The following is a 26813-nucleotide window of genomic DNA, read 5'->3' as shown; positions in this document are numbered from 1 at the left end:
TTCGGACGCCGCGCGTGGTCGTAACGGCCAGTCCCTTTCAGGCAGAGCCCGGCCGCTACTGCTGCTGTTGCTGCTGGCTGCTCTCCGAAACCTTCACGGCGACCTCCAGGGTTTCGCTTCCCGTGCCTTCGGCCAGTCCGCGAATGGGCGCGGCATAGGTCGCATCATGGCCCGAGCCCAGCCGGATATACCGGTCGTCCGGGCAGCAGCGGTTGGCCGCGTCGAAACCGATCCAGCCCATCCCCTCGATATGCAGCTCGGCCCAGGCATGGCTTGCCTCGTGGCCATTGCCGTCGTCCACGAACAGGTAGCCCGTGACGTAGCGGGCCGGAATTCCGCTGGCGATGGCGACCGAGATGAGGGCATGGGTGTGATCCTGGCAGACACCGTGGCCCTGCTCCAGCGCCTCGGCGGCGCTGGTTCCGGTATGGGTGCGGCCGGGAAGGTACTCGATCGCGTCGCGCACCGCCGAGGTCAGGCGATGCGCCTGATCCAGCCGGTCCTGCAAGCTCGCCCCCTCCAGCGCGTCGCCCGCCAGTTCGCGCAGGCGCGGGTCGAGCTCGGTGCTATTCGTCGTGCGCAGATAGGCGACCGGCGGCACGGTTTCGCGGTGGCCCCGCAGGACCCCGGACAGATCCCGCGTCTCGACCTCGCCCTGCACGGTCACGGCGACCTCGGGCATCGGACCCTGCAGCGACACGGTCTCTACCCAGTCGCCGGCGCCGTCGCGAAACGCCGCGCCGCGAAAGCCACCGGGCACGTCGACCCGCCAGTCGATCGCCTGCTGCCCTTCGAAAACCGCGGGCGTCAGGCGGAGGCTTTGCACCATCCCGCGCCGCGGCGGGTCGTACCGGTAGGTGGTGACATGGCTGACGGAAAGCCTCATCGCGCGTCTCCGCTTAGGTAGGTCTCGTAGATAACGCCCGACAGGCGCGAGGTGTCCAGGATCATGCGCGTCAGGAACTCGTGAAGGCCCTCGTCGAACACGTCGTCGACCGTCGCTTCGGCCAGTTCGCCCAGCATGCCGCGCACGGCGGTCTGCGCCGGCGTGGCCCGGCCATAGGCCCGGGCCAGTCGGTCGAGGTGATCCGCCGCGCCTTCGACCGATGTAAGAAGCGACCGCGGTGACGCACGGTTCAGCACCAGAAAGTCGACGATCTTGCGCGGCGTGATCTCGCCGCCATAGGCCCAGTTGAAGGCGCGATGTGCGCTCATCGACCGCAGGATCGTGCGCCATTGATAATTGTCGAGGCCCGAGCCGACAAAGGCCACCTGCGGCAACAGCACCCAGTACTTAACGTCGAGCAGCCGCGCCGTGCTGTCGGCACGTTCCAGGCAATGGCCGAGGTTGGTGAAATCATAGCCGTCGTTGCGCAGCTGGGTGGACTGCGAGGCACCGCGGATCAGAGCGCAGGTCCGCAGGGTCCAGTCGACAAGATCGCTGACCGACAGCTTCGACCGCTCGGTCCGGGCAAACTCGCGGATGTCCTGCGAGGCCGAATTCAGCGCGTCCCAGACTTGGCTGGTCAGGGCGGTGCGCACGATGCGCCCGTTCTCGCGCGCCTGCTCGATGCAGGAAGCGACCGAAGACGGGTTGTCGCGATCGAAGAACATCCATGTCTCGACGTTGCGCTGCACCATGTCGCCGTATTTCTCGGCAAAGCCGCCGGCAGTTCCACCCGCCTGCAGCACGCTTTCCCATTCGTTGCGGTAGCCGCCGCCGGTATTGGGGATCAGCGAATTGCGCGCCCCCACTTCCAGCAGGCGGGCATTGGTTTCGGCCCGCTCGATATAGCGCGCGGTCCAGAAAAGGTTTTCGGCGGTTCTGCTCAGCATCTGATTACTCCGCCATGACCCAGGTGTCCTTCACCCCGCCACCCTGGGAGGAGTTCACGACCAGCGATCCTTCGGTCAGCGCCACGCGGGTCAGCCCGCCGGGGACCAGTTCGACCGTCTCGCCCACCAGGCAGTAGGGCCGCAGGTCCACGTGCCGCGGCGCCACGCCTTCGTCGACGAAGGTTGGCACCGTAGACAGCGCCAGCGTCGGCTGGGCGATGTAGTTGTCGGGATCGGCACGGATCTTGTCGGCAAAGGCGGCGATCTGCTCCTTGCTGGATTTCGGGCCGACAAGCATCCCGTAGCCGCCCGAGCCGTGCACTTCTTTCACGACGAGGTCGGGAAGGTTATCGAGCACGTACTTGCAGTCGTCCTCTCGCGCGCATTGCCATGTGGGTACGTTGTTCAGCATGGGCTCCTCGCCCAGGTAGAAGCGCACCATGTCCGGAACGTAGGTATAGATCGCCTTGTCGTCGGCGACGCCCGCGCCGGGCGCCGAACAGATGTTTACCCCGCCCGAGCGGTAGACATTCATCAGACCCGGCACGCCCAGCATGGAATCGGGGCGGAAACACAACGGATCGATGAAGTCATCGTCGAGCCGGCGATAGATCACGTCGACCCGCTTCGGCCCCTCGGTCGTGCGCATCCAGCAATACTCGCCCTCGACGAACAGATCTTTCCCCTCGACCAGCTCGACACCCATCATGTCGGCCAGGAAGGAGTGTTCATAATAGGCCGAGTTGAAGTGCCCCGGCGTCAGGATCGCGATGCGCGGCTCGCCCTCGCACTTCGCGGGCGCGAGGCTGGCAAAGGTGCGTTTCAGCAGCGCAGGGTAGTTTTCGACCGGCGCCACGCGGAGGGCCTGGAACAGGTGCGGGAACATCCGCATCATGATCTCTCGGTTTTCCAGCATGTAGGAGACGCCGGAGGGCGTGCGGCAGTTGTCCTCGAGCACGAAGAATTCGTCCGGCCCGGTCCGAACTAGGTCGATGCCCACGATCTGGCTGTAGACGCCCTTCGGGGGGGTGAACCCCACGACGGCGGTCTCATACGCCTCGTTGCAATAGACCAGCTTGGCCGGGATGCGGCCCGCCTTGACGATCTCGCCACGGCCGTAAACGTCGACGAGGAATGCGTTCAGGGCCCGGGCCCGCTGCTTGATCCCGGCCTCAAGCCTGCGCCACTCCTCGGCGCCGAAGACGCGCGGGAACATGTCGAAGGGGATCAGCCGGTCCGGGCTGCCGCCCTCGCCGTAGACCGCGAAGGTGATGCCGATGCGGCGAAACAGCGCCTCGGCCTCGGACTGCTTGAGGTTGCGCAACTCAAGCGGCATCTCCGTGGACCAATCGTCGAGCCCGCGATAGGGCATGCGCACGTTGGAACCGTCGAACATCTCGTTGAAATAGTCTGGCATAGCCCCCCGGCTGCTGGTGTCAGCTTTTGTCTTTTACGGTCATTCAACGCGATGACCTTGGCAAGGTAAAGCTTATGTGAGGCCGGAGGTTCCGAGATGCCTCCGTTGGAACGGCGCGACCGTGGGCATCGACTGTGCCCTGCGCCCCTGTCGCTCAGGCTGGTCGCGCCTGCGCGCCGCGCTACACCCCAACCCATGGCCGATCCACTTCTCAGCTTTACCGACCGGGGCATCTATTGCGCTGCGGGGGATTTCTATATCGACCCGTGGCGGCCGGTGGATCGTGCGCTGATCACCCATGGCCACGCCGACCACGCCCGCCCCGGGCATCGCCGCTACCTGGCGACCGAGGCCGCCGCGCCGGTGATCCGCCACCGGCTGGGCGAGATCGACATCGACACCATTCCCTACGGCGAGGTGCGCGACGTGGGTGGCGTGCGCGTGTCGTTCCATCCCGCGGGCCACGTGCCCGGCTCGGCCCAGATCCGGGTCGAGAAGGCCGGCGAGGTCTGGGTCGTCTCGGGCGATTACAAGACCGAACCCGATGGCCTGTGCGAACCTTTCGAGCCCGTGCGTTGCCACGCCTTCATCAGCGAATGCACCTTCGGCCTGCCAGTCTTCCAGTGGCGCCCGCAGGTGGAAATCGCCGCCCAGATCGACGACTGGTGGCGTGCCAACCGCGCCGCGGGACGAATTTCGCTGTTGGGGGCCTATTCTTTGGGCAAGGCGCAGCGCGTCCTCGCCACGCTCGACCCCGAGGCGGGGCCGATCCTGACCCATGGCGCGGTCGAGAACGTCAACGAGGTTCTGCGCGCCCAGGGCTATCCCCTGCCCCCGACGATCCGGGTGACGCCGGACACCAAGGGACGCGACCACCCGGGCGCCCTGGTCGTGGCGCCGCCCTCGGCACTGGGAAGCACCTGGATGCGGCGGTTCGGCACTGTTTCCACCGCCTTCGCCTCGGGCTGGATGCAGATGCGCGGCGTGCGTCGCCGGCGCGCCGCCGACCGCGGCTTCGTCATGTCGGACCACGCCGATTGGGACGGGCTGAACGCGGCGATCGCGGATACGGGGGCCGAGCGGATCTTCGTCACCCACGGCTATACCGCGATCTTTCGCCGTTGGCTGGCCGAACAGGGCTATGACGCCGGCATCGTGGAAACGGCTTGGGAGGGCGAGAGCCTCGACCAAACCGACGAGGCCGAGGCGTGATCCCGTCCGCCCCCCCGGCGCTGCCCCGCCCCCGGCCCGGTGAGGTGCGATGAAACGCTTTGCCGCGCTGTTCTCGGCGCTCGACCAGACGACCAAGACCAATGCCAAGGTCGCTGCCCTGGCCGAGTATTTCCGCGAGGCGCCCGAGCCCGACCGCCTGTGGACCATTGCGCTCCTCTCCGGTCGGCGGCCCAAACGCACGGTCACCTCGACGCTTCTGCGCACCTGGGCGGCCGAGCGGGCGGGCATCCCGCTTTGGCTGTTCGAGGAAGCCTATCCGATCGTGGGCGACCTGGCCGAAACCATCGCATTGATCCTGCCCGATCCGTCCCGCCAATCCGACCGCAGCCTCGCGGACTGGATCGGCGTTGTGCGGGGCCTTGGAAAGGCTGAGGAGGCCGAGCGCAAGGCGGCGGTTCTCGACGCCTGGGACCAGCTCGATCGAACCGAACGCTTCGTCTTCAACAAGCTCATCACCGGCGGGTTTCGCATGGGGGTCAGCCAGAAACTGATGACCCGCGCGCTGTCGCAGGCGACGGGCATCGACGAACCCGACCTCGCCCACCGCCTGATGGGCGACTGGAGCCCCGAAAGCACCAGTTTCCGCGCGCTGATCCTGGAACACGATCCGGCGGCGGATTTGTCAAAGCCCTATCCCTTCTACCTAGCCTACCAGCTGGACGATCCGCCCGAGAGCCTGGGCGCCCCCGCCGACTGGGCGGCCGAGCGCAAGTGGGACGGGATCCGCGGCCAGCTCGTCCTTCGCGGCGGCGCCCATCACCTCTGGTCGCGCGGCGAGGAACTGATGACCGACCGGTTCCCCGAGTTCGCCCGCCTGATCGACTTTGTCCCGCCCGGCACGGTGATCGACGGCGAGGTGCTGGCGTTCCAGAACGACAGGCCCATGGCCTTTGCCGCGCTGCAAAAGCGGATCGGGCGGAAGACGGTGCCGAAAAAGCTGTTGACCGAGGCACCTGTGCTGCTGATGGCCTATGATCTGCTTGAGTGGGAAGGGCAGGACATCCGCGCCCTGCCCTTTGCCGAGCGGCGCGCCATCCTCGACGACCTGATCGCCCCCCTGCCGACCGAGGCACCGCTGCGCGCCTCGCCTCTCCTGCAGTTCGACACGTGGGAGGATCTGGCGGCCGAGCGTGCGAAATCGCGCGAAATGGACGCCGAGGGCGTGATGCTGAAACGCCGGGACAGCCCCTATCGCGACGGGCGGCGCAAGGGCGACTGGTGGAAATGGAAGGTCGATCCGCTGGTGATCGACGCGGTGCTGATCTACGCCCAGCAGGGACACGGTCGCCGCGCCAACCTGTTCACCGATTTCACCTTCGCGGTGCGCGACGGCGACGCGCTCGTGCCCTTCACCAAGGCCTATTCGGGCTTGACCGACGAAGAGTTCCGCCGCATCACCGCATGGGTCCGGCGCAACACGACGGAACGCTTCGGCCCGGTCCGATCGGTCACGCCGCAGCATGTCTTTGAAATCGCCTTCGAAGGCATTCAGGAAAGCCCGCGGCACAAGTCGGGCGTCGCGTTGCGCTTTCCCCGCATGTCCCGTTGGCGCCACGACAAACCGGTCGAGGAGGCCAATACCTTGGACGATCTGAAAGACATGCTCGCCGCCTACGGCGGGGCCACACCATGATCCGCACCATCCTGGCCTGGGTCCTGGGCGCCGTGCTGCTGGCGCTCTGTGCGGCATCCCTTCTGCCGCTCTTGGAAAGCGACCGGTGGTGGATCCGCTACCTCGACTTTCCGCGCATGCAGATCTCGGTCGCGCTGATCGTGGTCTTCGCGCTCTATGCACTGGTCAAGCATCGGCGCGGACGCCTCTTGATCCTGCCCGGCCTTCTGGTGCTGGCCTCGCTGGGCTACCACGGCTGGCGGCTCTGGCCCTTCCAGCCGCTTGCGCAGGTAATGGATCCGGGCGGCGCGCAATGCGCCTCCGAGAATCGGCTGCGGGTTCTGATCGCCAATGTCCAGCGCGGCAACCGCGACGCGCAGAAGGTAATCGACCTGGCCCGCAGCGAGGAACCCGATCTGTTTCTGGTGATGGAGACGAATGGTTGGTGGGACGAGGCGTTGCAGCCGCTCGACGCCGCATTTCCCCATGTCGTTCAGGACATTCCGGAAGATGCGACTTTCTACGGCTTGCATCTGTTCTCCCGCCACCCACTGGAAAATACGGATATGCGGCATCCCTACGGCTCGGATGCGCCGATGGTGACGACGCGGGTCGAACATCCCGCGGGCCCGTTGCGGTTCATCGGCGTCCACCCGCGCCCACCGCACCAGTCGGGTCAGCCCTCGACCATCCGGGACGCCACCGTGCTCGAAGCCGCGCTGACCGCCGCCGAGGGCGACCTGCCGAGCGTGATCGCGGGCGACTACAACGCGACGCCATGGGAACGCACGGCCCGGCGCGCGTTGCGGCTGGGCGGGCTGATCGATCCGCGCGCCGGGCGCGGTCCCTACCCCACCTACCGCGCGACCAGCCGCTGGATGCTCTGGCCGCTCGACCAGATCCTGTGGCAGCCGGGTCTTGCCCTGGCCGATTTCGCAGTACTGGACCCCGTGGGTTCGGACCACTTCCCCTTCCGCGTCGACCTTTGCGTAGGGCAGGATGCGGCCCAAGAGATCATCCCCCCGCGCAACGACGATGCCGCCGAAGCGCAGGCGACCTTTGAAAAGGCCCGGGCGCTCGGGGCGCAGGACGGCCCCGAGGGGTAGCGCGCGCGGGTTGAGGCGGGGCGATCCAAGACCTATGTCAGGGACAACCGACAACAGGAAAGATCCCGTATGCTTCGCAGCCCCGCGCGCCCTGACAGTGACCTGCCCCGCGACGCCGCCACCGACACAGGCGCCGGCCCCTTGGGCGATCTGCCCGAATGGGATCTGAGCGATCTTTACCCCGCGCCCGACGCGGCCGAGGTCAAGCGCGACCTGGACTGGGTCGAGGAGGCCTGCGAACGCTTTGCCGCGGATTACGAGGGCAAGCTGGCCGATCTCGACGCGGCGGGCCTACTGGACTGCGTCCTGCGCTACGAGCGCATCGACCTGACGGCGGGTCGGCTGATGTCCTACGCGGGGCTGCGCTATTACCAGCAGACGACCGACCCCGCGCGGGCCAAGTTCATGTCCGACTGCCAGGACAAGATCACGACCTACACCGCGCCGCTGGTGTTCTTCTCGCTCGAGATCAACCGCATCCCCGACGACCGGCTCGAAACGCATTTCGAGGCAAACGCCGAGCTCGCCCGCTATCGCCCGATCTTTGAACGTCTGCGCGCGATGCGGCCCTACCAGCTGTCCGACGAGCTTGAGAAATTCCTGCACGACCAGTCGGTGGTCGGTGCCACGGCTTGGAACAAGCTCTTCGACGAGACCATCGCGGGTCTCGAATTCGACGTGGATGGCGAGATCCTGGGCATCGAGGGCACGCTGAACCTGCTCACCGAACAGGACCGGTCGAAGCGCGAGGCCGCCGCGCGTGAACTCGCCCGGGTCTTTGCCGACCGCCTTCCGCTCTTTTCCCGCGTGCACAACACGCTGGCCAAGGAAAAGGAGGTCGAGGATCGCTGGCGCGGCATGCCGACGCCACAGACCGGCCGCCACCTGTCGAACCATGTCGAACCCGAGGTTGTCGAGGCTCTGCGCAATGCCGTCGTCGCGGCCTACCCCAAGCTGTCGCACCGCTACTACGAGCTTAAGCGCAAGTGGCTGGGCCTCGACACGCTGGAAATCTGGGACCGTAACGCGCCGCTGCCGATGGAGGAGACGCGCACGATCGGATGGGACTCGGCACGCAAGATGGTGCTGGACGCCTACACCGATTTCTCGCCCCGCATGGCCGACATCGCCACGCCCTTTTTCGACAAGGGCTGGATCGACGCGGGCGTGAAACCGGGCAAGGCGCCGGGCGCCTTCGCGCATCCCACGGTGTCGGACGCGCATCCCTACGTGATGCTGAACTATCTGGGCAAACCGCGGGACGTGATGACGCTGGCGCATGAGCTGGGCCATGGCGTGCACCAGGTGCTGGCCGCGGGCCAGGGAGAGCTTCTGGCCTCGACCCCCCTGACCCTGGCCGAAACGGCGAGTGTCTTCGGCGAGATGCTGACCTTCCGCAAGCTTCTGGCCAATGCCAGGGACGATGCCGAGCGCAAGGTGCTGCTGGCCGGCAAGGTCGAGGACATGATCAACACGGTCGTTCGGCAGATCGCGTTCTACGACTTCGAATGCAAGCTGCATGCCGCCCGCCGCAACGGCGAGCTGACGCCGGATGACATCAACGCCCTGTGGATGAGCGTGCAGGCCGAAAGCCTTGGCCCCGCGTTCAGCTACATGGACGGGTACGAAACGTTCTGGGCCTATGTCCCGCACTTCGTGCACTCGCCCTTCTATGTTTATGCCTATGCCTTCGGCGATGGCCTCGTGAACGCGCTTTATGCCGTCTACGAAGAGGGCAACCCGGACTTCCAGGAGAAGTATTTCGAGATGCTGAAGGCCGGCGGATCGAAACACCACAAGGAGCTTCTGGCGCCCTTCGGCCTCGATGCCTCGGACCCCGCGTTCTGGGACAAGGGGCTGTCGATGATCTCGGGCATGATCGACGAACTGGAAGCGATGGAAAACTGAGCAATCGCCGGGGGCCGCGTGTCCCCGGCTACGCTTTCGCTAGCAAACCGAACAGAGCGGTGATACCCTTTAGGTTGTAAACGTAAAGGGTTTTCATTTATGACGAGTGTACCCGTGCTGAACTGCGCGCTTCCTTATTGCGCGGTCTTCGTGGCTTCGGCTGCTGCGTACTACTACCTGATCGTAGTCCGGCCGACGCGGCGCAGCGCGATCCTGCGAAGCATGGCGCCCGCAGCGCAACCCGGCACCCCCCCGACCGATCCGACCGCCACGCCGCCGCGGCCCGCCCCCTGACAGGGCGGGCTGACCAGGCGGCGTATCTCAGCTTTCGGTGGGGTCCGACGGGCGGGTGTCGCGAGCGGGACCTGCGGCGTCGAAGACCATGTCGATCATGCGCTGCGTCCCGCGGCTGAACTCCAGCGGACAGGGATAGGCGACCCCCTCCCGGATGCTGGTGCAGAAATTCTCGACCTGCAGCTTGTAGTGATTGACCCCGGGAAACCGCTCGGTCAGCACGCGTTTGCCTTCGGTCTCAAGGCTCAGTCGCGCCTCGCCGAAGACATTGGCGTTGAACGGCACCTCGACCTTCAACACGCCGCGGTTGCCGTGGAACGTCACTTCCTGCCGGGGAAACATCCGGGTCGACACCATGGCGTCATAGCCGAAATCCGGGAATTCGGCAGTGACATGGGCGTAGACGTCGACACCGTTTTCCCAGTGCACCCGCGCCTTTACGGCTAGGGGTTCGGAATGCGTGGCATAGCGCACCGACCCGAAGGTATAGACGCCGATGTCGCGCAGGCCGCCGCCCCCGGTGTCGGGCTTGTTGCGAATATTGGCCATGTCGGGATTGTCGAAGCTGAACTTGGCATCGACATGCATCAGGCGGCCCACGGCCTTGTCGTCCAGAAGATGACGCACCCGCTGCCATTGCGGATGATGCAGGATCATGAAGGCTTCGGCCGCCATCCGCCCCGAGGCATCGCGCGCCGCGATCAGCTCGTCGATCTCGGCGGCTTTGAGAGCGATGGGTTTTTCCGTCAGGACATGCTTGCCCGCCGCCAGTGCCTTTTTCGTCCACTCGACGTGCAGATGGTTCGGCAAAGGCACATAGACGGCATCGATCGACGGATCGGCCAACAAGGCGTCGTAGTCGTCGAACACAGCCAGATCAGGCTGAAACGCCTGAAACGGGCGTGCCTTGGCGGGGGCTGAGGTCGCGAGGGCGGCCAGAACGGCGCCTTCGGCCTGGTGAATCGCGGGGCCCATGTGGCGCTGCGCAAAATCTGCAGCGCCAAGGATGCCCCAGCGTATCGGATCGGTCATTGGTCGTCTCCCTGTCCCGTTCGGGGCAGAGATAACAGGCGCCGGCCCGCGGTCAAACGACGGCGGGCCGGGCGCGGCGGCAGGTCAGGCCGGAACCGCCATGCCACGGTCGCGGGCAAGGTCGGTCATCCGCTTCTGGAGCTTCTCGAAGGCGCGCACCTCGATCTGGCGGATGCGTTCACGGCTGACATCGTAACGGCCCGAAAGCTCTTCCAACGTCACCGGCTGATCCTCCAGCCGGCGCTGCATCAGGATATCGCGCTCACGCTCGTTCAGGACGTCCATCGCCTGCGTCATCAGTTCGCGCCTGATCTCCAGCTCGTCCCGCTCTTCGTAGTCGGTGGCCTGGTCGGCGCCTTCGTCTTCCAGCCAGTCCTGCCACTGCGCGCTGCCTTCGCCGTCGCTCGAGATCGTGGCGTTGAGGGATGCGTCGCCACCCGACAGGCGCCGGTTCATCGAGATCACTTCGTCCTCGGTCACGCCCAGGTCGGTCGCGATCTGGCGCACGTTCTCGGGCCGCAAATCGCCGTCCTCAAGCGCGCCGATACGTGCCTTGGCCTTGCGAAGGTTGAAGAACAGCTTCTTCTGGCCCGAGGTGGTGCCCAGCTTCACAAGGCTCCAGGATCGCAGGATGTACTCCTGGATCGAGGCCCGGATCCACCACATGGCATAGGTCGCGAGGCGGAAGCCCTTTTCGGGATCGAACCGCTTGACCGCCTGCATCAGGCCCACGTTTGCCTCGGATATCACCTCGGCCTGCGGCAGGCCGTAGCCGCGGTAGCCCATGGCGATCTTGGCCGCGAGCCGCAGGTGCGACGTGACCATCTTGTGCGCCGACTCGGTGTCCTGATCCTCGACCCACCGTTTCGCCAGCATGTATTCTTCTTCCGGCTCCAGCATCGGAAACTTGCGAATTTCCTGCAGGTACCGATTAAGCCCCTGCTCCGGGCTGGGTGCGGGAAGATTTGCGTATGTCGCAGCCATCTTGCAGTCCCTCCATCTCCGCCCGCCATATGCGCAGCGGCTTACCCTCCAAATAATGAACTGATCGGTTCAGTTCAATACCGCAGTTCTTGATTACGTATGCTTCAGCAATCTTGCCGAAATGTTAAGCCATGCCCCGCCAACGCCCCGGTTTAACGGGGGTTTCCCAAAAAATTGTAAGCAATACGTGAGCATAGCGCGAGCTCACGCGCCCTCCCTGCCGCGCAACGCCTGCTCGAGTGCGCGAAAATCGGCGGGAGGCTCTGCGCGAAAGCGCAAGGTTTCGCCGCTCGCGGGGTGCACGAAGCCCAGTGTTTCAGCGTGCAGGGCCTGTCGGGGAAACGCCGCCGCAGCCTCTGCGGCGTCGGGACCAAGAATCGCGGCCGACACGCGCCGGCGCCCGCCATAGACCTGATCGCCGATCAGGGCATGGCCGGCATGGGCCATGTGGACGCGGATCTGGTGCGTGCGCCCGGTTTCTAGCCGGCAGGACACCAGCGCCGCCGCCGTGCCAAAGCCCCGCTCGAGCGTGACGCGGGTGACGGCGTGGCGGCCCGTGTCGAAGAAGACGGCCTGCCGCTGGCGGTCGGTCCGGTGCCGGGCCAGCCGCGTGGTGATCTTCACCACCCCGCCGGGGTCGAAGCTGATCCCGCGCGTGCCCGCCAGCCTCGGATCGGCGCGGTCCGGCACGCCGTGACACAACGCCAGATACCTGCGTTCAACGTCATGGGCGGCAAACTGCTCGGCCAGTCCGTGGTGGGCCCGGTCGCTTTTCGCGACCACCAGCAGCCCCGAGGTATCCTTGTCGATGCGATGCACGATGCCCGGCCGCCGTTCCCCGCCGACCCCCGACAGGTTGCCGCCGAAATGGTGCAGCAGCGCGTTGACCAGCGTGCCCCCGGGACTGCCGGGTGCGGGATGGACGACCATGCCCGCGGGCTTGTCGACGACCAGCAGATCCTCGTCCTCGTGCAGGATCGTCAGGGGGATGTCCTCGGCGACCGTCTCGACATCCTCGGGCTCGGGTACGACGATGTCGAAGACCTCGCCCGCCGCAACCCGGGCCTTGGCATCGGTCACGGCCACGCCGGCACGCAGCACGGCCCCCTCGGCGATCAGCCGGGCCAGCCTTGACCGGCTGAGATGCGCCGCCTCTGGCACGTCGCGGGCCAAGGCCTTATCAAGGCGCGCGGGAGGATCTTCCCCGAGCGTGACGCGAAGAGGCGAAGGCGGCATGGACGACACATCCCCCGGGGTTGACCGGCATCTGACATGGCTGCGGTGGCTCGTCACGGCGCTGACCGGAACGATGGTGCTGGGGCTCTTAGTCCTGATCTACCTGTTTGTCACGCGCTTCCCCGATCCCGACGCGATTCCCCTGCCCGAGCAGATCGCCCTGCCCGACGGCGCCCGCGCCACCGCCTTCACCCGCGGGCGCGACTGGTTCGCTGTGGTCACCCAGGAGGACGAGATCCTGATCCTCAACGCCGGCGACGGCAGCCTGCGCCAGCGTATAGCCATCACCCCCGCAGACTAGGCCCGGGACCAGCAGGCCCCGGCCCCGGTCGCCCGGTGACGTGGCGCTCAGGCGTCGGTCTCCAATTCCCATGGCCGGGTGAAATCACCCAGAACCCGGCGCAGCGCCTCGTGATCGAGATCGTCCGCGGTGGGACGCAGCCGCGCGACTAGCCCGCGCTTTGGATCCTCGACAACCTCCGAAACCTCGGCGGCGACGCCGGCATGTTCCAGCGCCTCGTTGTAGACACGGGCAATGGCGCGGCGGCGCAGATCGGGCTTGAACACCTTGCCCACGGCTGTCTTCGGAAGCTCGTCCAGCACCTCGATATACTTCGGATAGGCCGCGCGTTCGTGGATGCGGTCGCGGGCGAAGGCCATCAGCTCGTCCGGTGTGGCGGTACTGCCGGCGCACAGCTCGACATAGGCGCAGGGCAGCTCGCCCGCGTGGGCGTCGGGCTGACCGATGGCGCCCACGACGGCGACGGCATCATGCGCCGACAACGCCTCTTCGATCTCGGCCGGGTCGATGTTGTGGCCGCCGCGGATGATCAGGTCCTTGGCGCGCCCGGTGATCCACAGGTAACCGTCGGCATCCACGCGCCCCAGATCGCCGGTGCGCAGGTAGACCTGCCGGTGATACATGTCGCCGTTCTTCTCTTCCTCGGTATAGACCCCGGGATAGACGCCGGGCGAGGCCACGCAGATTTCGCCCACCTCGTCCACGCCGCATTCGCGCACGCCGTCGGGGCCTGGCTTTCGGATTGTCACCTTGGTGTGCGGGAAGGGAATGCCCACCGATCCGATACGCTTTTCCCCGTCGACCGGGTTGCAGGAGACGAGGCAGGTCGCCTCGGTCAACCCGTACCCTTCAACGATGTTGACGCCGGTGGCCTTTTCGAACCTGCGAAACAGCTCGACCGGAAGCGGGGACGAGCCCGAGAACGCGATCTTGACGCTCGAGACGTCCGCGTCGACCGGCCGCTGCATCAGGGCCGAAATCGCGGTCGGCACGGCGATGATGAATGTCACGCGCCAGCGCTCGATGAGCTTCCAGAAATTGTCGAAGACGCCATCGCCACGATAGCCCGCTGGGGTGGGGAACACCCCGTGGGCGCCGCTGGTGATCATCGCCAGCAGGATCACCTGACAGGCGAAGACGTGGAACAGCGGCAGAGGGCACATGATCGTGTCCTCTTCGCCGAACAGCAGTCTTTCCCCGATCCAGCCGTTGTAGATCAGCCCGCCGTTGCGATGCTGCGCGACCTTGGGCAGCCCCGTGGTGCCGCCGGTGTGGAAATAGGCCGCGACGCGGTCGTCGGGCCGGTCCTCGAAGTCCAACGCGTCGGCCTTCTGGCGGTCCCGCTCGGCCGTGAAGTCGAGCACGCGGGCCCGGTGGCGCACCTTGGTCTTGGGCCGGATCAACGGCACGATCCATGACTTCGGCGGCGTGAGGTAGCGTGTCAGATCGACCTCGAGCACGGTTTCCACGTTGGGCGCATGGCGCAGCGCCTCGGCCGCCTTTTGCGCGACGTCGGACTTGGGAAAGGACTTCAGCGTCACCAGCACCTTGGCGTTGGTGTGCCGCAGGATACCGGCGATGTGTTCGGGGTCGAGAAGCGGATTGATCGGGTTGACGATCCCTGCCGTCATGCCGCCCAGGATCGCCTGCGCCGTCTCGTTGCAGTTGGGCATCAGACAGGCGACAACGTCGCCTTCGCCCACGCCGAGGCTGCGAAACAGGTTGGCGGTCTGGGTGACGCGACCGTGAAGTTCGCTCCAGGTAAGCGTCTCGGCCTTGTCCTGCGGCCCCGAGAGAAGCTGAAAGGTAATCGCGTCGCGCCAGCCATGGGCGTCGGCGGTGCGGCTCAGGCGTTCGTAGACAGTGCGCGGCGCGTCCTGTGCGGGCCAAGGGTGCTCGGCCTCGATCGCGTCCCTGTCGGCGCGCGAAGCGAATACGCTCATCTCAATCCTCCTCCCACGGTCGATGTCCGACCGGTCCGGACCAAGCTTGCGAGATCATGCGCCACGGCGCAAGAATGACGCGGCGATCCGGCGCCGCGGCATGGTCGCGTTCCGGTTGCGTCTTTATCGCGCCGCGGTGCCGGGCCAATCAGATCCAGACGTCGCCCGGGGCGGTTTGGGCCTGGGGGTCCGCGTCTCCGGTGTTCACCACGCCGCGCGGCTCGATCAGCAATACCTTGGCCTCGGCGGCCGCAACGGGCCGGTGTTCCTTGCCCTTCGGGACGACGAACATGTCGCCCGCGCCAAGCTCGACGGCCCCGTCGCGGAACTCGATGCGCAGCGCGCCTTCGATCACGAGGAACGTCTCGTCGGTGTCGGGGTGGCTGTGCCAGACGAACTCGCCTTCCAGCCGGGCAAGCTTGAACTGATAATCATTCATCTCGGCGACGACTTTCGGCCGCCATTGCTCGGAAAAGAGATCGAATTTCGCTGCAAGATCGACGGGTGCGTAGCTCATGGACTGTCTCCTCGGTGTCTTGTGTCTGGCCCCGGTGAAGGCCGGGACCGGATCCCGGAGACTATAAGCACAGTCCGCTCGACATGTCGCGACGGGGACCGTCGTGACAAGGGCGCGGACACGCCCGGGGGCGACATCGGGCAGTTGCGCTACTCGGCCGCCATCCCGTCGGTGAATTGAAGCCGCGCCAGCCGGGCGTACAGGCCACCCTCGTTGACGAGACTGTCATGCGTGCCCTCGGCGACGATGCGCCCGCCGTCGAAGACCAGGATGCGGTCGGCCTTCTTCACCGTCGCGAGGCGATGCGCCACGACGATCATCGTGCGCCCCACGCTCAGCTCGTCGACCGCGCGCTGTACCGCACCTTCGCTTTCGGCATCGAGCGCGCTGGTCGCTTCGTCCAGCAGCATCACCGGAGCGTCACGCAGGATGGCGCGGGCGATGGCCACGCGCTGCTTCTGCCCGCCCGACAGCATCACCCCGCGCTCGCCCACATAGGTGTCGTAACCATCCGGCAACCGGGCCAGGAAATCATGCGCGGCGGCGGCGCGGGCGGCGGCCTCGACCTCGGCATCCGTGGCTTCGGGCCGACCAAAGCGGATGTTCTCGCGCGCCGTGTCGGCAAAAATCACCGGGTCCTGCGGCACCAGCGCCAGGGCGCGGCGGAACTCGGCCCGCGTCATGTCGCGCAGGTCGACGCCGTCCAGCCGAACCGCGCCGGATTGCGGATCGTAGAACCGCAGCAGAAGCTGGATGATCGTGGTCTTCCCGGCCCCCGACGGGCCCACCAGCGCCACCGTCTCGCCCGGCGCCACGCGCAGCGAAATCCCGTCCAGCGCAGGCAGATCGGGCCGCGCGGGGTATGAGAACGCCACGTCCTCGAACGCGATCTCGCCCCGCACCGGCGCGGGCAGGGACACGGGCGCGTCGGGATCCGTCACGCTGTCCTCGACCGCCAGAAGCTCGGCCAGACGCTCGGTTGCGCCAGCGGCGCGCTGCAGCTCGCCCCAGATCTCGGACAGCGCCGCGGCGGCCCCTGCGACCATCACCGCGTAGATCACGAACTGCACCAACTCGCCCACGCTCATCAGGTCGGCGCGCACGTCGCGGGCGCCGATCCAGAGCACGCCGACGATACCGGAAAAGATCAGCGCGATGACGATCACGGTCATCGCCGCGCGCACCCCGATCCGCGTCTTGGCCGACTGAAAGCTGGTCTCGGTCACCTGCGCGAAGGCATCGCGGCTCAGCCCCTCGTGGGTGAAGGCCTGCACCGCCTGCACCGAAGTCAGCGCCTCGGACGCGTTGGCAGAGGACGCGGCGACCCAGTCCTGGTTGCGCCGCGACAACACCCGCAGACGGCGTCCGAGAACGATGATCGGCACGATCACCGCGGGCACGATCAGCAGCACCAGAAGCGTCAGCTTGGCCGAGGTGAAGAACAGCGCCCCAAGCCCGCCGATCAGCAGCAGCACGTTGCGCAGCGCGACCGACACGGACGAGCCGATCACCGACAGGATCAGCGTGGTGTCGGTGGTGATCCGGCTAAGCACCTCGCCCGTCATCAGGCGTTCGTAGAAGACCGGGCTCATCCCGATGACCCGGTCGAAGACGGCCTTGCGGATATCGGCCACGACGCGTTCGCCCAGCCGGGTGACGAGGTAATAGCGCAGCCCCGTGCCCAGAGCGAGAAGACCGGCGATCGCCAGCGCGGCCATGAAATACTTGTCCAGAAGCGCGGCGGCCGAGGTTTCGAACCCGTCGACCACGCGGCGCACGGCCAGCGGCAGGATGAGAGAGATGCAGGCGGTCAGGGCCAGCGCCAGAAGCGCCCCCACAACCAGCCCGCGATACGGTGCCAGAAACGGCCAGAGTTGCCCCAGCGCCCCGATCCGTTTCGACCTGCCACGTTCGGCGGCGGCTGCCCGATCCTCGGCCATGTCTCACCCTCTTTGCTGCGGGGGTCTGTTAGCCTCCGGGCCCCGGAGGAGCAAGGCCGCCTCCCGGGATCGCTGCCGCGGCGAATGGTCCGTCCGGGGCAAACACGCCCGTCCGGTCGCCCCCGCAGCCCGGTAGAGGCCGGGGGCGATGCCGCGTATGCGTGCGACGGAATGAGCGACCGGATTAGCCCAGTCGCGCCGATCCGCGACAGGTCCGACCGTGCTCGGGGCCCCCCGCTAAAGACGCCCCGCCGGGGGACGACGTCCCGCAGGCTTCCATCGTCACGAGGGCCGGCATGGCGCTACCGGCAAAGCGCAGCAGCGGCGGGCGGGGACGTGGGTGTCCAGCCGTCCCCGTCGCGGCTGTTCACGGCGATCCGGGGCCATGTTGCCGCCCGCACGCGCAGTCCACTGGTGCGAGGCAGCGCGGCCCTCACTCCGTGGTCCGGTGCTCCCCTTCCCCATGATCCATCGCGCCATGGTCCACCGTGCCGTGGTCCTTATGATCGTGGTCCATGGCGCCGTGATCGATAGCGTCGTGCCCCATGGCCCCGCCCCCGCCGCGCCCCGGGCGGGCGCGGACGTCGGCCATGACCTCTAGGCTCGTGCCGTCGCCGAGCGTCAGGGTCAGCGGCACGTCATCACCCAAAGACGGCATCTCGTCCGGCCCCATCAGCATGACATGATAGCCGCCCGGGGCCAGAACCACCGTCCCCCCGGCGGGGACCTCAAGCGACTCGACGGGGGCCATGGTGGTCACGCCATCGACCTCGCGGCTTTCGTGCAGATCCACGCCGGCAAATCCCGGGGCATCGAAGCCGGTGACTGTCACCGCCGCGTCTCCCGCGTTGTCGAGGGTCATGTAGGCGGCGAGCGCCCGGGCCATCGGCGCGGGCTCGGTGATCCAGGCGTCGTGAACCGCCATGTCCTGCGCAGCGACCGGCACCGCCAGAAGGACCGTGGCAGCGATGGCGGATGGGAAAAAGAGGGCGGGGCGTTGCATGATCGGGGCTCCTTGCAGCAACCATCGGGGTCCCCCGGGAGATGGGGGCGCTTGGACCGAGAGTCGAGGGGTCCTTGCCGGACGTGCCTAGGCGGGGCTCCGGTAGTGAAGACGCCGTGTTGGGCGCCCGCAGCCCGCCCCCCCTCGCACGCGCCTTCTGTCCCTGCCGTGCACGGGGCGCAGACCCGCCCAATCCCGCCCACCGCCATTGCCGCCGCTTTCGCGCCGCGCCGCCGTCGGATAGGCTTTCGGGCAACGACAGAACGCGGCACGCCACGACGCCGGCAGAAGACCCGGCCGTGGCGCGAAGATATGGCAGGAGACAGGCATGCAGGCGGATCGGCGGATCTTTACCTTTGGATTGGGCGCGGCGCTACTTTCGGGGTGCGGCGGCGGGGGCTACGGCGCCGGGCCGGGCACCGCCCCGGCCGACGAACCGGCAATGCGCGCCGTGGCGAATCCGGGCTTCGACACCTGGATCGCGGGTTTCCGCCCGCGCGCCGCGGCAGCCGGCATCTCGGGCGCCACGCTGAACCGTGCGCTGCCCGCCGCGGGCTTTCTGCCCGGCGTGGTCGAGCGGGACCGCAACCAGACCGAATTCAACCGCACGCTCGAGGATTACCTCGCCATCGCGGCCTCGGACGAACGGGTGGCGACCGGGCGGTCGATGTTCGCCCGGCACCGTGCGCTGCTGGGCGGGATCGAGTCGCGCTACGGCGTCGATCCCGCCATCGTCACCGCGATCTGGGGGCTGGAAAGCCGCTACGGCGCGCGGCGCGGCGACATTCCCACGATCTCGGCACTGGCGACGCTGGCCTATGACGGGCGGCGCGGCGCGTTCTTCGAAAAACAGCTGATCGCGGCGCTGCAGATCCTCGACCGCGGCGACACCACGCCTTCCGGCCTGACCGGAAGCTGGGCCGGCGCCATGGGCCACACCCAGTTCATCCCGACCTCCTACCAGGCCTACGCGGTGGATTTCGGCGGCGACGGGCGGCGCGACATTTGGTCGGACGACCCCACCGACGCGCTGGCCTCGACCGCGAACTACCTCGCGCGCATGGGCTGGAGCCGGGGCGTGCCCTGGGGTTACGAGGTGCGCGTGCCCGCCGGCGCAATGGGGCTGTCGGGCAGCACCCGGTCGCTGGCGGACTGGTCCGGGCTGGGCGTGACGCGCGCCGCCGGCGGCGGGCTGTCGGGGGGCGGTCAGGCGACGCTTCTGGTGCCCGAATCTTCGGGCCCCGGCTTCCTGACCTTCTCGAATTTCGGGGTGATCCGGCGCTACAACAACTCGACGAACTACGTGATCGGGATCGGCCATCTTGCCGACCGGATCCGTGGCGGCGGCCCGATCCAGGCGAGCTTTCCGCCCGACCGCTACGGTCTGCGCAAGGACGACCGCATCCGCCTGCAGCAACGCCTGACCGCGCGCGGCTATGATACGGGCGGGGCGGACGGCGTGATCGGCCCCGACACGCAGGCGGCGATCCGCGCCTTCCAGCAGGCCAACGGAATGGCGCCGACCGGAGAGCCCTCGACCGCGCTGCTGTCGCGGCTGGGCTGACACCGCGGCGGGCGCGCCGATACGGCAAGCGCCCGCCCCGCTGCCGCCCGCCCCGCTTACCCGCCGGTCAGCGGAGGACGTTACCTTGCCGCAAGCAAGCTGTCGCGAGATGTGGGACCGTTCCGAAGCCCGTTCGCAGACGAGGATCTTCGGCGCGCAGGGTCACCCCGGCCGGAAGATATCCAACCTCGCGCGGATCGGCACGACGTCCTTAGGGGCACCTGGGCCCCGAAGGATGGCCATGCGGTCCGGGCCTGCCCGGGCCGGGGGAGTTACCCGCGGATGACCTTGGCGAAGTTCTCGAACACAGCTTCGTTCGCCGCGATCACCGCACCGGTTTCGACCGGGTTATGCTCGGGGTCGATCGACTGGACGAAACCGCCGGCTTCGCGCACGATCAGAAGGCCCGCGGCCATGTCCCAGGCATTCAGGCGCCGTTCCCAGAACCCGTCGTAGCGGCCCGCCGCCACATAGGCGAGGTCGAGCGCCGCAGCCCCCCAGCGGCGCACACCGGCTGTGGCGGGCAGCAGCCGGCCAAGGTCCTTCAGCGTCGCGGGCAGGTCCGATCGGCCTCCGAAGGGCAGACCCGTGGCAAAGATGCACTCGATCATCCGCGACCGGCCCGACACCCGCAGGCGACTTTCGTTCATGAAGGCACCGCCACCCTTTTCGGCGACGAACATCTCGTCCTTGGCGGGGTCGTAGACGACGGCCGACACGATCTCGCCCTTGTGCTCAAGCGCGATCGACACGCACCAGTGCGGCAACCCGTGCAGGAAGTTGGTGGTGCCGTCCAGCGGGTCGACGATCCAGCGGCGCGTCGGGTCCTTGCCCTCGACCTCGGCCGATTCCTCGGCGCACCAGCCATAGTTCGGGCGCGCCTCCATCAACGTCTCGCGCACGATGTTCTCGGCCGCGATATCGGCGCGGCTTACGAAGTCTCCCGCACCCTTGGACGAGACCTGAAGGTTCTCGACCTCGCGGAAATCCTTGACCAGGGACCGACCCGCCTTGCGCGCGGCCTTGATCATGACGTTGAGATTGGCGCTGCCCTGCATCCGGTGAGGCTCCGATGTTCCGACGAAGGGGCTCTATACGGCCGCGCGGCCCGTAGCTCAAGGCAAAGCGGCAGCGGCGCGCAACTTCAGCGGCTCGGTCCGGGCCAGCCGCAACAGGTGCGCGACGAAGGGCTGTGCCGTCTCGTCCGCGCGCGTCGCGGCGTAAAGCCTGCGCGTCAGCCCCTGCGCGGTGATCGGGCGGCTGATGTAGTCGGACTGCGACCGCAGGTCCCGCAACACCCAGTCGGGCAGCACCGCGACCCCCCTCTGCGACGCCACGAGCAGCAGGATGACCGCCGTCAACTCGACCTGCCGCACGCCCCGGGGTTCGACCTTGGCCGGCGTCAGAAGCTGGCTGAAGACGTCGAGCCGCGCCCGGTCCACGGGATAGGTGATCAGCGTCTCGTCACGGAAATCCTCGGCCTCGACAAAGGGCTTGTCGGCCAGGGGGTGCTTTGCCGCGGCGACGAACCGCGGCTCGTAGTCGAAAAGCGGCGTGAACTCGACACAGTCGAGCGTTTCGGGATCGGAGGAGATCACCAGGTCAACCTCTTCGCGCTGCAGGGCGGGCAACGCGCCGAAGGCCAGGCCCGGACGAATGTCGACATCAACCTCCGGCCAGGCATGGCGGAACTTCTCGAGCACCGGAAACAGCCATTCGAAGCAGGCGTGGCATTCGATGGCGATATGCATGCGCCCCGCCCGCCCCGAGCGAAGGCCCGAGAACTCATCCTCGAGCGCCGCGATCTCGGGCAGGATGCGTTCTGCCAGCTTCAAAAGCCGCAGGCCCGCCGCCGAAAGCTTGAGAGGCTTTGTCCGGCGCACGAACAGCTCGACCCCCGCCTGATCTTCCAGGCCCTTTACCTGATGGCTGAGCGCCGACTGCGTGATGTGCAGCCGCTCGGCCGCCCGCGCCAGTCCCCCGGTGTCGTGGATCGCCTTGATGGTCTTGAGGTGCCGGAACTCGATATGCATGTCGAACTCATGACCTTCTTTAGGATTATGAATTTGTCTCAGCAGCGATCAGGTGCCACATCTGCCCCCAAGCTTCAAGACGCCACGCTGCACAAGGACCTGCGCCCGATGACACGGATTTCGTTCGAATTCTTCCCGCCCCGCTCGCTCGACGCCTCGTTCCGGCTGTGGGAGACGGTGCGCACGCTGGCCCCGCTCGGCCCCGACTTCGTGTCGGTGACATATGGCGCGGGCGGCACCACGCGCGACCTGACCCATGACGCGGTCGAGACGATCCGCCGAAACTGGGGGCTGGAGGTCGCCGCGCACCTGACCTGCGTGGGCGCCACGCGCAGGGAAACGCTGGCCGTCGCCCGCCGCTATGCCAAGGCCGGGCTGCGCCAGATCGTGGCCTTGCGGGGCGATGCACCCAAGGGCAGCGCGGGGTTCACGGCCCATCCCGACGGCTTTGCCGACAGTACCGCGCTGATCGAGGCGTTGGCCGAGACGGGCGATTTCCACATCCGCGTCGGCGCCTATCCCGATCCGCACCCCGAGGCGGCCTTTGACGGGGCCGACATCGCCTGGCTGAAGCGCAAGTTCGAAGCCGGAGCCGGGTCGGCGATCACCCAGTTCTTCTTCGAGGCCGAGACATTCCTGCGGTTCCGCGACGCCTGCCAGCGCGCGGGGATCGACCGGCCGGTGATCCCGGGCATCCTGCCGATCGCCAATTGGGACGGCGTCCGCCGTTTTGCCGAGCGTGCGGGCACGCCGGTGCCGCCCTGGGTCGCGCAAGCCTTTGCCAACGCGCAGCGCGACGGGACCGAGCGCCTGCTGGCCACCGCCATCGCCGCCGAGCTGGTGTCGGATCTGCGCGACGAGGGCGTGGAGGATTTCCACTTCTACACCCTGAATGCGCCAGAGCTGACCCGCGACGTGGTGCGGGCGATGGGGATCGTGCCGGCGCAGGCGCTGGAACGGGTGGCCTGACGCTCGGCGTCGGTCATTGGGGGAACCGGGGGGTGCGGTGGGATCTCAGGCGGCCGGCGCGCGAGAGGAGCGCGGGTCGCGCGGGGAGGCATACGGTGGGATCGCCTTCGGCGAGAGTATTTTTGAAGAGAAGAAGCAGGGGCGCGCGCCCGGATGGGCGAGGTTGGGGAGAGTAAAGCCGTGTGCGCGGGCCTTTCGGCGATCACGGGCGCGGTGTCTGGATCAGACGTCGGCGGTGAGGGTGCCCGAGGCAATGGGTTGAGGGGCCTCTGCGGCGGGATGGATCGCCTCTGAGGGGTCGCATCCGACGACGCGGGCATGGCGGGCAAGGAAGAACTTGCCCCAGCCGCGCAACGTGCCGACCGACGGGGCGGTGGCGTCGACCGGAAAGCGGGCGCGCCAGCCGGGCGGCAGGTCCAGCCCCGCGGCCTCGGCCCGGTCGAGCATCCATGTCAGGGGCAGGTTCGACAGCGGGCGCGCCCGGTCGTCGCCGCCGAGCTGTCCACCCACGTCGCCATGCGTGCCGGGGAACCACATCTGCACGATTTCGCCCGCAAACCCCGGCGGCGTGGTCCAGAGCACCGGAGCATAGGCATCGCGCGTCTCGTCCAGCGCCAGCGCGTGGTAGCCGCGCCGAACCGACAGCCCCAGATCGTGGCTGTGAAAGGCATGCGCCCCCTCGCTCCAGCGCCAGATGATCGGCAGCCTCAGCCCCAGCGCCTTGACCGTATCCCAGACCCCGATCATCTCGATCGGCACGTCATCGTGACAGTAGCTGCGGCGGAACGCCCGCGCGGTGGGGCTGTTCGGGGCGGCACGGTAGTGGCGGTAGGCCTGCTCGACCCAGCGTTCGGTGGCATGCTCGGGTCGCAGGAGGCCCACGCTGTCGATGATCCCCGCCAGCGACCGCACCGCGTAGGCGCCGCGGGAATAACCGAAGAGGTAGATGCGATCCCCCGGCCGCCAGCGCGAGGCCAGGGCGCCGTAGGCCCGACGGATCTGGCGGTTGATGCCCCGCCCCTGGATCACGTCCATCGACCCGCGCCAGTCCTGCCACTGGATGCCGGGTTCGTAGCGCAGGGCAAGCCGCGCCGTCGGCATGCGGTCGCGCAGGAGCTTGTAGGTAAGCCCCGCGTTTGTTTCCTGGCCGCGTGTCAGGGTCGACAACGTGCCGTCGAGGATGATGACGTGGTCCACCGGCCGACGCACCCGCGCCAGGGCGGGACCGGCGCGGCCCGCCCTGAGGCGCGCGCGCAGGCCCCAAATCCCCCCGAAGAGGCAGCGGACCGGCCACAATGCCAGAAGCCGCGCCCGTCGAGGAAGACCACCGGCGGCCTTGGCGGTCGGATCCCGGCCCCGTCCGGGGGCCGGACGCGCCTGTTTATTCCGCTGCCACCTGTGTACCATCCGCGGCCTCCAGCATCTGCCAGATCCGAAGCGGCGTGAAGGGCATGTCGGCCCGCCGCACGCCCAAGGGCCAGAGCGCGTCCATCACGGCATTGCCGAGCGCGGGCAAGGCGCCCACGGTTCCCGCCTCGCCGCAGCCCTTCATGCCCATCGGGTTCGCGGTCGACGGCACCGGCAGCGGCGTAAAGTCGATCATCGGCAGGTTGTCGGCGCGCGGCATGCCGTAGTCCATGAAGGTCGCGGTCAGCGGCTGACCGGTTTCGTCATAGATCGCATGCTCCAGCACCGCCTGCCCCAGCCCCTGCGCCACGCCCCCATGCACCTGCCCTTCGGCCAGCATCGGATTTATGAGGTTTCCGAAATCATCCACCACGGTATAGCGGGCAACGGTTAACACACCCGTAGCGCGGTCGATCTCGATCTCGGCGACATGGGCGCCGTTGGGATAGGACCGCGCCGGCAGCGTCGCGGTTTCGGTGATCCGCAACAGATCGCTGCGCCCCGCCGCGCGTGCCATCCCGGCCGCCTCGAGAAAGGTCGGGCTGACGTTCGACCCCTCGGCTCGGAAGCGTTCGTCGTCGAAGCTGACCTGCGCGGGGTCGACGCCCATCTCGTCGGCCAGGAACGCGCTGTAGCGTTCGACCATGGTGCCCACGGCGGCGAGCGTGGCGTTGTTCTGCACGGTGACCGAGCGCGACCCGCCGGTGCCGCCGCCCTTCTTGATACGGTCGCTGTCGCCCTGAACCACCTCGATCAGCTCGGCCGGGATGCCGGTCTGGTCGGACAGGAACTGGGCATAGACCGTCTCGTGCCCCTGCCCGTTCGACTGGGTTCCGGAATAGAGCGTGACGGTGCCGTCCTCGTTGAACTCGACCGTCGAATCCTCTTCCGGCGAGCCGAGGATCGATTCGATGTAATAGGCCACGCCAAGGCCGCGCAGCTTGCCCTGTGCTTCGGACGCGGCGCGGCGGGCGGCAAATCCCTCGCGGTCGCTCAGTACCTCTGCCCGGTCCAGGACCCGGGTGAAATCGCCCACGTCGTAGGTTTCGCCGGTGACCGACGTATAGGGGAAACGGTCCGCGGGAATGAAGTTCTTGCGCCGCAGGTCCCACGGATCCACGCCCAGTTCGCGCGCGGCGTAGTCCATCATCCGCTCGACCACATAGATCGCCTCGGGCCGGCCCGCGCCACGGTAGGCATCGACCGGCGCGGTGTTGGTGAAGATCGCCTGGGCCGTCAGATGCGCGGCCTGGCACTCATACGTCCCCATCAGTACGCGCGAGAACAGCATCGTCTGGATCAGCTGGCCGAAATTCGAACAATAGGCGCCCAGGTTGAAGGTGTTGTGCACCCGGTAGCCCAGAAGCTTGTGATCGGCGTCAAAGGCCATCTCGGCCTCGCTCACCAGGTCGCGGCCGCCATTGTCGCTGAGCATCGCCTCGGTGCGGTCGGACATCCACCGCACCGGACGTCCCAGCGCGCGGGCGGCCAGGGCGACGGGGAAATACTCGGGGTAGGCAAACCCCTTCATGCCGAAGCCGCCACCCACATCCGGGGTCGAGACGCGGATCGCATCCTCGGGCATCTTCAGGGCGCGGACCAGCTGGGCCTTGATCGCCCAGACGCCCTGCCCGCCGAAGCACAGGTGCAGCCGGTCGCCGTCCATCTCGGCAAAGCAGCCGCGCGGCTCCATCGAGTTCACGATCACCCGGTGATCGTCCAACGTCAGCTTGACCGTGTGGGCGGCCTTGGCAAAGGCCGCGTCGGTCGCCTCTTTCTCGCCAAGCGCGAAATCGAGCGCGATGTTGTCGGGCGCCTCGTCGTGCAGCGCCTCGCCGCCCGGCGCCAGCGCAATATGAGGATCCAGATCATCGGTTTCCAGCATGATCGCCTCGGCCGCGTCCTTGGCCTGCGCCAGCGTCTCGGCCACGACCATTGCCACGGGTTCACCCACGAAGCGCAGGCGATCGGTCGCCAGGAAGGGGCGCGGCGGCTGAGCGCCCGGGGTACCGTCGGCATTGGTGCCGGGAACGAAGGCGACGGTGTTGTCGGCGCCCATCTCGTCGACCTCGGCGGCGGTCATGACCATCTGCACGCCGGGCATCTCGCGCGCGTCGGCGGCATCGATGCCGGTCAAGCGGGCATGCGCCACGGGCGACCGGAGGAAGACGGCAAACAGCGCACCTTCGGGCGCGATATCGTCCACGTAACGCCCCGCGCCGGTCAGCAGCCGCACGTCCTCCTTCCGCGTGACGGATTGCGACTTTCCGAACTTTTCCATGGCTCTCTCTCCCTTGTGCGCGGCGCGGCATCCGAAGCTGCACGCCGTCCCTTGAGGCGCAGAGTAACCGCGCGCCACGCGCTGTCCAGCCCCGCCGGCCCCGCCGACCGCCGCAGGACACGGCCCCCTGGCCCACGTGAGTCCCCAAACGAAACGGCGCGCGACCCGGGCCGGATCACGCGCCGTTCATGAGGTGA

General features: G+C 67.5%; 21 protein-coding genes. 7 read left to right on the top strand and 14 right to left on the bottom strand.

Going from position 1 to position 26813, the window contains the following annotated elements:
• Positions 1 to 55: 55 nt before the first annotated feature.
• Genes EKE94_RS02640 through EKE94_RS02630 form a run of 3 tightly spaced genes read right to left on the bottom strand, consistent with a single transcriptional unit; the run spans position 56 to position 3253 of the window.
• Positions 56 to 886 carry a transglutaminase family protein gene (locus EKE94_RS02640; protein ID WP_127905040.1) on the bottom strand — a complete coding sequence of 277 codons (831 nt, stop codon included), beginning with the start codon at positions 884 to 886 and terminating at the stop codon, positions 56 to 58.
• Positions 883 to 1836, bottom strand: a complete 954-nt coding sequence (locus tag EKE94_RS02635; RefSeq protein WP_127905039.1) for an alpha-E domain-containing protein — start codon at positions 1834 to 1836, stop codon at positions 883 to 885. The genes EKE94_RS02640 and EKE94_RS02635 overlap by 4 nt, the downstream gene beginning before the upstream one ends.
• 4 nt (positions 1837 to 1840) lie before the next feature.
• On the bottom strand, positions 1841 to 3253 hold the full coding sequence (locus EKE94_RS02630; protein ID WP_127905038.1) for a circularly permuted type 2 ATP-grasp protein: 1413 nt from the start codon (positions 3251 to 3253) through the stop codon (positions 1841 to 1843).
• Between the two features lie 195 nt (positions 3254 to 3448).
• On the opposite strand from EKE94_RS02630, the gene EKE94_RS02625 reads away from it, so the two are divergent.
• From EKE94_RS02625 to EKE94_RS02610, 4 genes are all read left to right on the top strand, one after another.
• On the top strand, positions 3449 to 4465 hold the full coding sequence (locus tag EKE94_RS02625; protein WP_127905037.1) for a ligase-associated DNA damage response exonuclease: 1017 nt from the start codon (positions 3449 to 3451) through the stop codon (positions 4463 to 4465).
• A 49-nt stretch (positions 4466 to 4514) separates the two neighbouring features.
• On the top strand, positions 4515 to 6119 hold the full coding sequence (locus tag EKE94_RS02620; RefSeq protein WP_127905036.1) for an ATP-dependent DNA ligase: 1605 nt from the start codon (positions 4515 to 4517) through the stop codon (positions 6117 to 6119).
• On the top strand, positions 6116 to 7204 hold the full coding sequence (locus EKE94_RS02615; RefSeq protein ID WP_127905035.1) for an endonuclease/exonuclease/phosphatase family protein: 1089 nt from the start codon (positions 6116 to 6118) through the stop codon (positions 7202 to 7204). The genes EKE94_RS02620 and EKE94_RS02615 overlap by 4 nt, the downstream gene beginning before the upstream one ends.
• 69 nt (positions 7205 to 7273) lie before the next feature.
• A complete protein-coding gene (locus EKE94_RS02610; RefSeq protein WP_127905034.1) occupies positions 7274 to 9112 on the top strand; it encodes a M3 family oligoendopeptidase in 1839 nt (612 codons plus the stop codon).
• A 321-nt stretch (positions 9113 to 9433) separates the two neighbouring features.
• Here the strand turns inward: EKE94_RS02610 and EKE94_RS02600 are convergent, their stop codons facing one another.
• The 3 genes from EKE94_RS02600 to EKE94_RS02590 form a co-directional block, all read right to left on the bottom strand.
• The gene (locus EKE94_RS02600; protein ID WP_127905032.1) at positions 9434 to 10438 is read right to left on the bottom strand and encodes a Gfo/Idh/MocA family protein; all 1005 of its coding nucleotides are present in this window, start codon (positions 10436 to 10438) and stop codon (positions 9434 to 9436) included.
• A gap of 84 nt (positions 10439 to 10522) precedes the next feature.
• Positions 10523 to 11422 carry an RNA polymerase sigma factor RpoH gene (gene rpoH / locus EKE94_RS02595; RefSeq protein WP_127905031.1) on the bottom strand — a complete coding sequence of 300 codons (900 nt, stop codon included), beginning with the start codon at positions 11420 to 11422 and terminating at the stop codon, positions 10523 to 10525.
• Positions 11423 to 11626: 204 nt separating this feature from the next.
• Entirely contained in the window at positions 11627 to 12667 is a 1041-nt protein-coding gene (locus EKE94_RS02590; protein ID WP_164870798.1) for an RluA family pseudouridine synthase, read from the bottom strand.
• On the opposite strand from EKE94_RS02590, the gene EKE94_RS02585 reads away from it, so the two are divergent.
• Entirely contained in the window at positions 12657 to 12959 is a 303-nt protein-coding gene (locus EKE94_RS02585; protein WP_127905029.1) for a DUF6476 family protein, read from the top strand. The two genes, EKE94_RS02590 and EKE94_RS02585, sit on opposite strands and share 11 nt — an antisense overlap.
• A gap of 47 nt (positions 12960 to 13006) precedes the next feature.
• Here the strand turns inward: EKE94_RS02585 and EKE94_RS02580 are convergent, their stop codons facing one another.
• The 4 genes from EKE94_RS02580 to EKE94_RS02565 form a co-directional block, all read right to left on the bottom strand.
• Positions 13007 to 14902, bottom strand: coding sequence for an acyl-CoA synthetase (locus tag EKE94_RS02580; protein ID WP_127905028.1), 1896 nt, complete (start codon positions 14900 to 14902; stop codon positions 13007 to 13009).
• A gap of 148 nt (positions 14903 to 15050) precedes the next feature.
• Entirely contained in the window at positions 15051 to 15419 is a 369-nt protein-coding gene (locus tag EKE94_RS02575; protein WP_127905027.1) for a cupin domain-containing protein, read from the bottom strand.
• A gap of 149 nt (positions 15420 to 15568) precedes the next feature.
• On the bottom strand, positions 15569 to 17359 hold the full coding sequence (locus tag EKE94_RS02570) for an ABC transporter transmembrane domain-containing protein (protein WP_127905026.1): 1791 nt from the start codon (positions 17357 to 17359) through the stop codon (positions 15569 to 15571).
• Positions 17360 to 17792: 433 nt separating this feature from the next.
• Positions 17793 to 18362, bottom strand: coding sequence for a copper chaperone PCu(A)C (locus EKE94_RS02565; protein ID WP_127905025.1), 570 nt, complete (start codon positions 18360 to 18362; stop codon positions 17793 to 17795).
• Positions 18363 to 18690: 328 nt separating this feature from the next.
• Here EKE94_RS02565 and EKE94_RS02560 point away from each other — a divergent pair, with 328 nt between their 5' ends.
• The gene (locus EKE94_RS02560; protein WP_127905024.1) at positions 18691 to 19926 is read left to right on the top strand and encodes a lytic murein transglycosylase; all 1236 of its coding nucleotides are present in this window, start codon (positions 18691 to 18693) and stop codon (positions 19924 to 19926) included.
• Between the two features lie 272 nt (positions 19927 to 20198).
• Here the strand turns inward: EKE94_RS02560 and EKE94_RS02555 are convergent, their stop codons facing one another.
• Together EKE94_RS02555 and EKE94_RS02550 are read right to left on the bottom strand one after the other, a co-directional pair.
• Positions 20199 to 20984, bottom strand: a complete 786-nt coding sequence (locus EKE94_RS02555; protein ID WP_127905023.1) for an inositol monophosphatase family protein — start codon at positions 20982 to 20984, stop codon at positions 20199 to 20201.
• A gap of 57 nt (positions 20985 to 21041) precedes the next feature.
• Positions 21042 to 21959 (bottom strand): LysR family transcriptional regulator, encoded by a 918-nt coding sequence (locus tag EKE94_RS02550; RefSeq protein WP_127905022.1) that lies wholly within the window; start codon positions 21957 to 21959, stop codon positions 21042 to 21044.
• A gap of 108 nt (positions 21960 to 22067) precedes the next feature.
• Between EKE94_RS02550 and metF the strand changes: the two genes are divergently transcribed.
• Positions 22068 to 22928 (top strand): methylenetetrahydrofolate reductase [NAD(P)H], encoded by an 861-nt coding sequence (gene metF, locus EKE94_RS02545; RefSeq protein ID WP_127905021.1) that lies wholly within the window; start codon positions 22068 to 22070, stop codon positions 22926 to 22928.
• Between the two features lie 222 nt (positions 22929 to 23150).
• Here the strand turns inward: metF and EKE94_RS02540 are convergent, their stop codons facing one another.
• On the bottom strand, positions 23151 to 24194 hold the full coding sequence (locus EKE94_RS02540; protein ID WP_407940867.1) for a DUF2235 domain-containing protein: 1044 nt from the start codon (positions 24192 to 24194) through the stop codon (positions 23151 to 23153).
• Between the two features lie 115 nt (positions 24195 to 24309).
• A complete protein-coding gene (locus tag EKE94_RS02535; protein ID WP_127905019.1) occupies positions 24310 to 26616 on the bottom strand; it encodes a xanthine dehydrogenase family protein molybdopterin-binding subunit in 2307 nt (768 codons plus the stop codon).
• Positions 26617 to 26813 lie beyond the last annotated feature (197 nt).

Source organism: Mesobaculum littorinae (genome assembly GCF_004011175.1).
In the GTDB taxonomy this organism is placed as follows: domain Bacteria; phylum Pseudomonadota; class Alphaproteobacteria; order Rhodobacterales; family Rhodobacteraceae; genus Tranquillimonas; species Tranquillimonas littorinae.
Note: the sequence above shows the minus strand (reverse complement) of the source record. Positions and strands in the feature narration are given on the sequence as shown.